Raw genomic sequence first — 8733 nt, 5'->3', positions numbered from 1 at the left:
AACCACGAACGCCGGCACAGCTCGGCGGGCATGATGAGCCCGGTCAACTACGAGGACACAGCGGCCCCCGACCGGGAAGCCGCATAGAGAAGCCCTCCACGATTCGGGGGGAACCACAAAACCCGGTGAGAGGCGCGGGGCGGTGACCTGGGTCGCCGGGTTTCGACGACGGCTCGCTGGCAGGTTCCTGGCTCCTCCGTTGGTTGAGCAGGGAGGCGCCCTAGCGCCGACCGTGTCGAAACCCGGTGAGGGGTGCAGGGCGGCGACCACGGTCGCCGGGTTTCGACGACGGCTCGCTGGCGCTCGCCTGCTCAACCAGCGGGGGGCGCGGGGCGGTGACCTGGGTCGCCGGGTTTCGACGACGGCTCGCTGGCGCTCGCCTGCTCAACCAGCGGGTGGGCGCGGGGCGGTGACCTGGGTCGCCGGGTTCCGACGACGGCTCGCTGGCGCTCGCCTGCTCAACCAGCGGGAGGGCGCGGGGCGGTGACCTGGGTCGCCGGGTTTCGACGACGGCTCGCTGGCGCTCGCCTGCTCAACCAGCGGGTGGCGCGCTCGCCTGCTCAACCAGCGGGAAGGGTTCGAGACGCGCCAGCGCGCGCTCCTCGACCAGCCGATCCGGCCGGGCCCGGGTGTTTGGTGCGGGCGAGGGGCGGCCACCGAGGGGTGTGACCGAGAACCAGCTGCCACCCCACGTCCTCGTGCTCTTCGGGGCCCGCGGCGACCTCGCCAAGCGCAAGCTCTACCCCGGGCTGTACCGGCTGGCGGCCGCCGGCCGGCTCCCGGCGGCGTACGCCGTCATCGGCAGCGGCCGGCACGCGCCGGACTCGCAGGAGGAGTTCCAGGACCTGGTCCGCGACGCGGTCCGCGACAGCGTCGACGACGTCGAGGAGTCGGTGCTGGAGGAGCTCGCCGGCCGGGTGTCCTTCGAGGCCTCGTCGGCCGACGACGGCTCCGACCTGGCCGGCGCGATCGGCCGGGCGGAGGAGGACCTCGGCGAGGACACGCGTCGCCTGGTCTACCTCTCCGTGCCGCCGTCGGCGATGCAGGGGATGGTCGGCATGCTCGGCCGCGAGGGGATCGCGGAGCGCGCGCGGCTGGTGGTCGAGAAGCCCTTCGGTCTCGATCTGGAGTCCTCGCGCGAGCTGGACCGCACGCTCAAGGAGGTCGTCGACGAGGAGGCGATCTTCCGCATCGACCACTTCCTCGGCAAGGAGGCGGTCCAGGACATCCTCGCGCTGCGCTTCGCCAACCGGCTGCTCGAGGCGGCGTGGTGCAACCGCGACGTCGCCTCGGTCCAGATCGACGTCCCGGAGGCGCTGGGCCTCGAGGGCCGCGGCGGCTTCTACGAGGGCACGGGGTGCCTGCGGGACATGATCTCCACGCACCTGTGCCAGCTGCTCGGCTTCGTCGCCATGGAGCGGCCACGGGACTTCAGCGCCGAGGCGCTGCGCGACGCCAAGTCCGCGGTCTTCGCAGACCTCCAGCCGATCGATCCCGCGCGCGCGGTCTTCGGCCAGTACGCCGGGTACCGCGACGAGGACGAGGTCGACGACGACTCCCGGGTCGAGACGTTCGTCGCGCTCGAGGCCCGGGTGGACAACGACCGGTGGCGGGGCGTGCCGTTCCTGCTGCGCACGGGCAAGGCGCTCGCCGAGGGCCGCCGGACGATCACGCTGCGGTTCAAGGAGCCCGACGAGCCGCTCTTCGAGCAGGTCGCCTGCCCCCACGAGCTGGTCCTGGAGCTGACCGACGAGCCCGAGGTCAAGGTCGACCTCCGCGCGAAGCGGCCCGGCCCGGAGATGGTCGTGGATGCCGCGGCCATGCACCTCGACCTCGAGCAGGAGTTCCCCGACGCCGAGCCGCTGGAGGCCTACGAGCGGCTGCTGCTCGACGTGATGCGCGGCGACCAGATGCTCTTCACGCGCTCCGACGAGGTCGACCGGCTCTGGCAGGTGTGCCAGCCGCTGCTCGACGACCCGCCGCCGCTGCAGTCCTACGAGCAGGGCTCGTGGGGACCCGACGCCGCTCTGGCGCTCCCCGAGGGCGGGTGGCGGCTCGGTGGCTGAGCCGCCCGCGGAGGACCGGCCGGCGTACCCACCCATCGCCGACCACGGCCTGGTCGGCGACCTGCGAACCTGCGCGCTCGTCGACGTGCACGGCACCATCGACTGGTTCTGCGCACCGCGCTTCGACTCCCCGAGCGTGTTCGGCGCGCTGCTCGACCCCGACGCCGGGTCGTGGCGGATCGAGCCGGTCGGCGAGACCACCGCGACCCACCAGTTCTACCTGCCGGACACCAACATCCTCATCACCCGCTTCCACACCGAGGGCGGCGTCGCCGAGGTGCACGACTTCATGCCGGTCCTGCGCAGCGACGACCCCCACCACCGCCAGCGCGTCGTACGTCGCGTGGGTGCCGTGCGGGGCACCACCCGCCTGCGGATGGTGCTCACGGCGCGGCCCGACTACGGCCGGGCGGGCGTGGAGGTCACCGAGGTCGAGGGCGGGCTGCTGCTGACCGGGGACGGCGTGCGCCTGGGCCTGTCCGCGACGACCGACCTCACGATCGAGGACGGCACGGTCAGCGCGGAGGTGGAGGTGTCCACCGGCGACCACCTGCTCTTCGCGCTCGAGGTGCTCGAGGAGGGCGCCGTGGCCGACGCGGGGGAGGACCTGGACACCGACGAGCTGTTCGAGCGGACCTCGGCCTTCTGGCGCGGGTGGCTCTCGCAGTCGACGTACGTGGGGCGCTGGCGGGAGATGGTCAACCGGTCCGCGCTGACCCTCAAGCTGCTCACCCACGAGCCGTCGGGCGCGATCATCGCGGCCCCGACGACGAGCCTGCCCGAGGAGGTCGGGGGCAGCCGCAACTGGGACTACCGGTACGTGTGGATCCGCGACGCGGCGTTCAGCCTCTACGCGCTGCTCAAGCTGGGCTTCACCGACGAGGCGGCGCGGTTCATGGCCTGGCTCTCGGAGCGGATGGGGGAGGACGCCGACGTCGACGACGACCTCGGCCCGCTGCGGGTCGCCTACGACATCGACGGCGAGGTGCCCGAGGAGCACGAGCTGGACCACCTGCGCGGCTACCGGGACTCGGTGCCGGTGCGGGTCGGCAACGCCGCCACCGGGCAGCTGCAGCTCGACATCTACGGCGAGCTGTTCGACTCGGTCTACCTGTTCAACAAGTACGGGCCCGGCATCAGCCACGACGCCTGGGCCGACCTGACCCGCCTGCTGGCGTGGGTCATGGACAACTGGGACCGTGCGGACGCCGGCATGTGGGAGGTCCGCGGCGACACCCAGAAGCACACCGTCTCGCGGCTGATGTGCTGGGTCGCGGTGGAGCGGATGATGCGCACGGCCCGCCAGCGCGGTCTCCCCGGCGAGCTGGCGCGGTGGGCGGAGGTCCGCGACGAAATCTACCGCCGGATCATGGACGACTGCTGGGACGCCGAGCTCGGCGCGTTCGTGGCCCACGAGGGCGCCACGACCGTCGACGCGAGCGTGCTGCTCATGCCGATGGTCAAGCTGCTCGCGCCCAACGACCCGCGCTTCCTCTCCACCCTCGCCGTGGTCGAGGAGCGGCTGGTCTCGGACACGCTCGTGTTCCGCTACGAGCCGGAGCTGACCGACGACGGCGTCGGCGGGGGCGAGGGGACGTTCTCGATGTGCTCGTTCTGGTACGTCGAGGCGCTCACCCGCGCCGGGCGGCTCGACGAGGCGCGGCTGGCGCTGGAGAAGATGTTCACCTACGCCAACCACCTGGGCCTGTACGGCGAACAGGTCGGCCTGACCGGTGAGCAGCTGGGCAACTTCCCGCAGGCCTTCACCCACCTGTCGCTGATCAGCGCCGCGACCAACCTCGACGAGGCGCTCGGTTGAGGCCCGTACGGTGGGGCGCATGACTGACGAGACGCCGCAGGTGAGGGACGACCGGGACGAGCAGCGGTGGGTGGCCGAGCTCGACGGGCGGGTGGCCGGCTTCGCCGAGTACCGCCGCGACGGGGGCACGATCACCTTCACCCACACGGTCGTCGACGACGAGTTCGAGGGTCGGGGCGTCGGCTCCGCGCTGGCCCGGACGGCCCTGGACGCGGTGCGGGACGAGGGGACGACCAAGATCGTCGCGCAGTGCTCCTTCATCCGCGGCTGGATCGACAAGCACCCCGACTACCAGGCCCTGCTCGCCTGATCCTCCTCCACAGCTCCGTGCACAGGCCGGTCCCCGCCTGTGCACGGGAGCGGGGCCTCGTGCACACGTCGTGCACAGATCGGGGCCTCGGGCTGGGGGATTGTGCCGTCGTGTTGTTGCGCGTCGGAGCACGGTCCTAGGGTGCGCGGGACGGTCACAAGTCGTGATGTCGACAAACGTCCCCGCCCGTGCGGCGTGGGTCGGGAACGAGGAGCAGCAGATGAGCGATGGTGGGTTCCACGCCGGTTCCGGTGCACCCGAGATGCCGCCCCTGGTCCGCACCCCCACCCCGCCGGCGCGACCTGCGAAGCCGGTGGAGGACGATGCCCACGTGACCGAGCCGCTCCCGTTCGAACGCCCCGTCCAGGCCACCCCGAAGCCGGCCGCGGACGGAACCGCGCTCGGTCCGACCGGGCGACCGATGCCGGTCATCCCCGAGCCGCGTCCGGTCACCGTGCACGGCAACGCGCGGGTCATCTCGATGTGCAACCAGAAGGGCGGCGTCGGCAAGACCACGACGACGATCAACCTGGGTGCCTCGCTGGTCGAGCAGGGTCGCAAGGTGCTGCTGGTCGACTTCGACCCGCAGGGCTCGCTCTCGGTCGGCCTGGGCCTCAACCCGCACGAGATGGACCTGACGGTCTACAACCTGCTGATGGAGCGCGACGTCACCCTCGAGGACGTCGTCGTACCCTCCGGCGTTCCCGGCATGGACCTGCTGCCCTCGAACATCGACCTCTCGGCGGCCGAGGTGCAGCTGGTCCACGAGGTCGCCCGTGAGCAGACCCTCCAGCGCGTGCTCCGGCCGGCACTGGCGGAGTACGACGTCGTCCTCATCGACTGCCAGCCCTCGCTCGGCCTGCTGACGGTCAACGCGCTGACCGCCAGCCACGGCGTCATCGTGCCGCTGGAGTGCGAGTACTTCGCGCTGCGCGGCGTGGCGCTGCTGAAGACCACGATCGACAAGGTCAAGGAGCGGCTCAACCCGGACCTGGAGATCGACGGCGTGCTGGGCACGATGTTCGACGGCCGCACGCTGCACTCCCGCGAGGTCATGGAGCGGCTGGTCCAGGCCTGGGGCGACAAGGTCTTTCACACCGTCATCCGCCGGACCGTGAAGTTCTCCGACTCGACCGTCGCCGGCGAGCCGATCACGACGTACGCCTCGAGCTCGGCCGGCGCCGATTCCTACCGGCAGCTCGCCAAGGAGGTGCTCGCCCGGTGGCCCGCCGCGTGAGCCTGCCCTCGGCCGACGACCTCTTCCGCCCCACCGCGGTCCCCGACGAGCAGGAGGCGGCCCCCAAGGCCGTGCGTGCGGTCCCGGACCGCCCCGCCGACGAGCCCGACCGGCAGGATCAGGAGCGACCGGGCGGCCGCCGCCGGCCGAGCGGACGGGTCCGCCACGACGAGAAGATGACGGTCTACGTCACCTCCGAGGAGCTGCTCGAGATCGAGCACGCCCGGCTGGCGTTGCGCCGCGGGCAGGGGCTCGCGGTCGACCGCGGCCGGCTGGTCCGCGAGGCGGTGGCGCTCGCGCTGGCCGACTACGAGGCCCACGGCGACGACAGCGCGCTGGTCCGGCGGCTGACCGAGGGATGACGACCGCACCGGCGGAGCCGGCCGGCGGCGAGCAGCCGTCGGGCTTCGCGGTGCGGCTGGACAACTTCGAGGGCCCCTTCGACCTGCTGCTCTCGCTGATCGCCAAGCACAAGCTCGACGTCACCGAGGTCGCGCTGTCGAAGGTCACCGACGAGTTCATCGCGCACGTCAAGGCGGGCGGGGCCGTCTGGGACCTCGAGCAGACCACGTCGTTCCTGCTCGTCGCCGCGACCCTGCTCGACCTCAAGGCGGCCCGGTTGCTGCCCCAGGGCGACGTGGAGGACGAGGAGGACCTCGCGCTGCTCGAGGCGCGCGACCTGCTCTTCGCGCGGCTGCTGCAGTACAAGGCGTTCAAGCGGGTCGCGGCGGTGCTCGGGACGCGGCTGGCGGGGGAGTCCCGCCGCCATCCGCGCGCGGTCGGCCTGGAGGAGCGGTTCGCGACGCTGCTGCCCGAGGTGCTCATCGGCATCGGGCTCGAGCAGTTCGCGGCGCTCGCGGCCCGGGCGCTCGCGCCGAAGCCCGGCCCGCCCGAGCTGAGCCTCCACCACATCCACGCGCCGAAGGTCAGCGTCCGCGAGCAGGCCGCGCTGGTGGTCGAGCGGCTGCGCCGCACCGGCACGATGACGTTCCGGACCCTGTGCGGCGACAGCCCCGACACCCTCACCACGGTGGCGCGGTTCCTGTCGCTGCTGGAGCTGTTCCGCGAGGGCGCTGTGGCGTTCGACCAGGTGACCCCGCTCGGTGAGCTGACCGTGCGGTGGACCGGCGACGACGACGCGGACGTCGAGGAGCTGGTCCGCGACGAGTTCGAGGGCGCGCCGCCCGAGGCGGCCGCCGCAGGAGGGGACGACGATGGCTGAGACGACCGAGGAGCAGCCCGAGGTGCCGCTGGCCGCGCTGCGGCCGTCGCTGGAGGCGGTGCTGATGGTGGCCGACCAGCCGCTCGACGTACCCACCCTCGCGGCTGCGGTGGGCCACCCGCGCGACGACGTCTCGGCGGCCCTGGCGGCACTGGCGGGGGAGTACGACGAGCAGGAGCGCGGCTTCGAGCTGCGCAACGTCGCGGGCGGGTGGCGCTTCTACACCCGCGAGGCGTTCGCGGACGTCGTCGAGCGATTCGTCCTCGAGGGCCAACAGGCCCGGCTGACCCAGGCCGCGCTCGAGACGCTGGCCGTCGTCGCCTACAAGCAACCGGTCTCCCGGGCTCGGGTCTCGGCGATCCGGGGCGTCAACGTGGACGGCGTCATGCGTACGCTGCTCAGTCGCGGCCTGGTCGAGGAGGCCGGCCAGGACCCCGAGACGGGGGCCAACCTCTACCGCACCACGGGGTACTTCCTCGAACGCATCGGCGTCACCTCGCTCGACGACCTGCCCGAGCTGGCGCCCTACCTGCCCGACATGGACGACCTGGAGGACGAGCTGTCCGAGATGAGCGCCCCGGCGCCCCCACCCCCGACCGAGCCTGCGACCGAGCCTGCGACCGAGCCCCCGACCGGGCCCCCGACCGAGCCGGAGCACCTTCCCGAGCCGGCCCCGGCGACCGGGCCGGGGACCGAGCCCGACGGCGGGACCGAGCCCGCATGAGCACCGCAGGCAGGGAGATCCAGACCGACGAGGACGGCCTGATCCGGCTCCAGAAGCTGCTCGCGCAGTCCGGCGTCGCCTCGCGCCGCCGCTGCGAGGAGCTGATGCTCGAGGGCGCGGTCGAGGTCGACGGCGAGGTCGTCACCCGGCTCGGCACCAAGGTCGACCCGCGCACCGCGGTCATCCGGGTGGAGGGGAAGCGGCTGCCGCCCGTCTCGGCGCACGTCTACCTCGCGCTCAACAAGCCCCGCGGGGTCGTCTCGACGATGTCGGACCCCGAGGGACGGAAGACCCTGCAGGACCTCGTCGACGACCGGCCCGAGCGGCTCTTCCACGTCGGCCGGCTCGACACCGACACCTCCGGACTGATCCTGCTCACCAACGACGGCGACTTCGCCCAGCGCATGGCGCACCCGTCGTACGAGGTGGACAAGACCTACGTCGCCGAGGTCCAGGGCGAGGTCTTCCGCCGCACCGTCAAGCAGCTGCTCGAGGGCGTGACCCTGGAGGACGGCCCGGTCACGGTCGAGAAGGTGCGGATCGTGGAGGTGCTCGGCGAGCGCTCGATCGTCGAGCTGGTCATCCACGAGGGCCGCAACCGCATCGTGCGCCGCCTGCTCGACCACGTCGGCCACCCGGTGCGCCGGCTGACCCGCACGGCCATCGGGTCGGTGCAGCTGAAGGGCCTCGCGCCCGGCGAGCTGCGCGACCTCACCCACGACGAGCTCGGCGAGCTCCTCGACGCCGCGTCCCTGTGACGGCGCCGGAGGCCTCGCCCTCCCCGGCCGCGGCCCCCTCCGGGCGGGGCCGCGCCGTCGTCGCCCTGGTCGGCCTGGCGCTCGTCGCTGCGGCGGCCACGGCCGGGTGGTGGTCCTGGGCCGGCTCCGCCACCGACGACCTCTCGGTGACCGTGGCGCGGCCCCGGTGCGAGGGGGCTGCGGTGCGGGCGCGCGACGACGCGATCGAGGCGCGCCCAGGGATGCGCTGCCGGGTGACGGCGACGATCGCCAACGGCGGTGGTGGCTCGGTCCGCGTGGACCACGTCGACTGGCCCTACCTCGGCAGTGGCGCGCAGCCGGTCGTCCGCGCGGCGGCGGCCGACGGCCTGGCCGACGAGCCTCGCGACGCCCTCCACGCCCGCCTCGTCGTCGACCGCGAGCTGGCCGGGGGCGAGGCGCTGCGGGTGCACGTCGACGTCGTCTTCCGTCGCCAGGGCTGCATGTCCGCCGGGACGTTCTCCGCCGATGGGTTCCCGACCGTCGCCCTCAGCCGGCTGGGCCGCGACCTCGAGGTGCGCGCGGACCACCGTCTCCTCGTGGCCCGGCGCGCGGACTGGGACGGCTGCGGCCGCTGAC

Annotated in this window: 9 protein-coding genes; all 9 read left to right on the top strand. The window is 72.9% G+C overall.

Annotated elements, in window-relative coordinates:
- The first annotated feature begins 665 nt into the window (after positions 1 to 665).
- The 9 genes from zwf to QWY28_RS20090 all read left to right on the top strand — a co-directional run bounded on the left by zwf (position 666) and on the right by QWY28_RS20090 (position 8732).
- A complete protein-coding gene (gene zwf, locus QWY28_RS20130) occupies positions 666 to 2066 on the top strand; it encodes a glucose-6-phosphate dehydrogenase (protein WP_300954480.1) in 1401 nt (466 codons plus the stop codon).
- The gene (locus QWY28_RS20125; RefSeq protein WP_300954479.1) at positions 2059 to 3885 is read left to right on the top strand and encodes a glycoside hydrolase family 15 protein; all 1827 of its coding nucleotides are present in this window, start codon (positions 2059 to 2061) and stop codon (positions 3883 to 3885) included. Before zwf ends, QWY28_RS20125 begins: the two co-directional genes overlap by 8 nt.
- A gap of 19 nt (positions 3886 to 3904) precedes the next feature.
- Positions 3905 to 4195, top strand: coding sequence for a GNAT family N-acetyltransferase (locus QWY28_RS20120; protein ID WP_300954478.1), 291 nt, complete (start codon positions 3905 to 3907; stop codon positions 4193 to 4195).
- A 262-nt stretch (positions 4196 to 4457) separates the two neighbouring features.
- Entirely contained in the window at positions 4458 to 5432 is a 975-nt protein-coding gene (locus tag QWY28_RS20115) for a ParA family protein (RefSeq protein ID WP_439117270.1), read from the top strand.
- Positions 5417 to 5794, top strand: a complete 378-nt coding sequence (locus QWY28_RS20110; RefSeq protein ID WP_300954476.1) for a hypothetical protein — start codon at positions 5417 to 5419, stop codon at positions 5792 to 5794. The genes QWY28_RS20115 and QWY28_RS20110 overlap by 16 nt, the downstream gene beginning before the upstream one ends.
- Positions 5791 to 6654 carry a segregation and condensation protein A gene (locus QWY28_RS20105; protein WP_300954474.1) on the top strand — a complete coding sequence of 288 codons (864 nt, stop codon included), beginning with the start codon at positions 5791 to 5793 and terminating at the stop codon, positions 6652 to 6654. The genes QWY28_RS20110 and QWY28_RS20105 overlap by 4 nt, the downstream gene beginning before the upstream one ends.
- The gene (scpB, locus tag QWY28_RS20100) at positions 6647 to 7378 is read left to right on the top strand and encodes an SMC-Scp complex subunit ScpB (RefSeq protein WP_300954473.1); all 732 of its coding nucleotides are present in this window, start codon (positions 6647 to 6649) and stop codon (positions 7376 to 7378) included. Before QWY28_RS20105 ends, scpB begins: the two co-directional genes overlap by 8 nt.
- Positions 7375 to 8136 (top strand): pseudouridine synthase, encoded by a 762-nt coding sequence (locus QWY28_RS20095; RefSeq protein WP_300954472.1) that lies wholly within the window; start codon positions 7375 to 7377, stop codon positions 8134 to 8136. The genes scpB and QWY28_RS20095 overlap by 4 nt, the downstream gene beginning before the upstream one ends.
- Positions 8133 to 8732 carry a hypothetical protein gene (locus tag QWY28_RS20090; RefSeq protein WP_300954471.1) on the top strand — a complete coding sequence of 200 codons (600 nt, stop codon included), beginning with the start codon at positions 8133 to 8135 and terminating at the stop codon, positions 8730 to 8732. The genes QWY28_RS20095 and QWY28_RS20090 overlap by 4 nt, the downstream gene beginning before the upstream one ends.
- Position 8733: the final 1 nt, after the last annotated feature.

This window comes from Nocardioides oceani, assembly GCF_030412965.1.
GTDB classification, from domain to species: Bacteria; Actinomycetota; Actinomycetes; order Propionibacteriales; family Nocardioidaceae; genus Nocardioides; species Nocardioides oceani.
The sequence above is the reverse complement of the archived record's forward strand: the minus strand, read 5'-3'. Positions and strand labels throughout refer to the sequence as shown.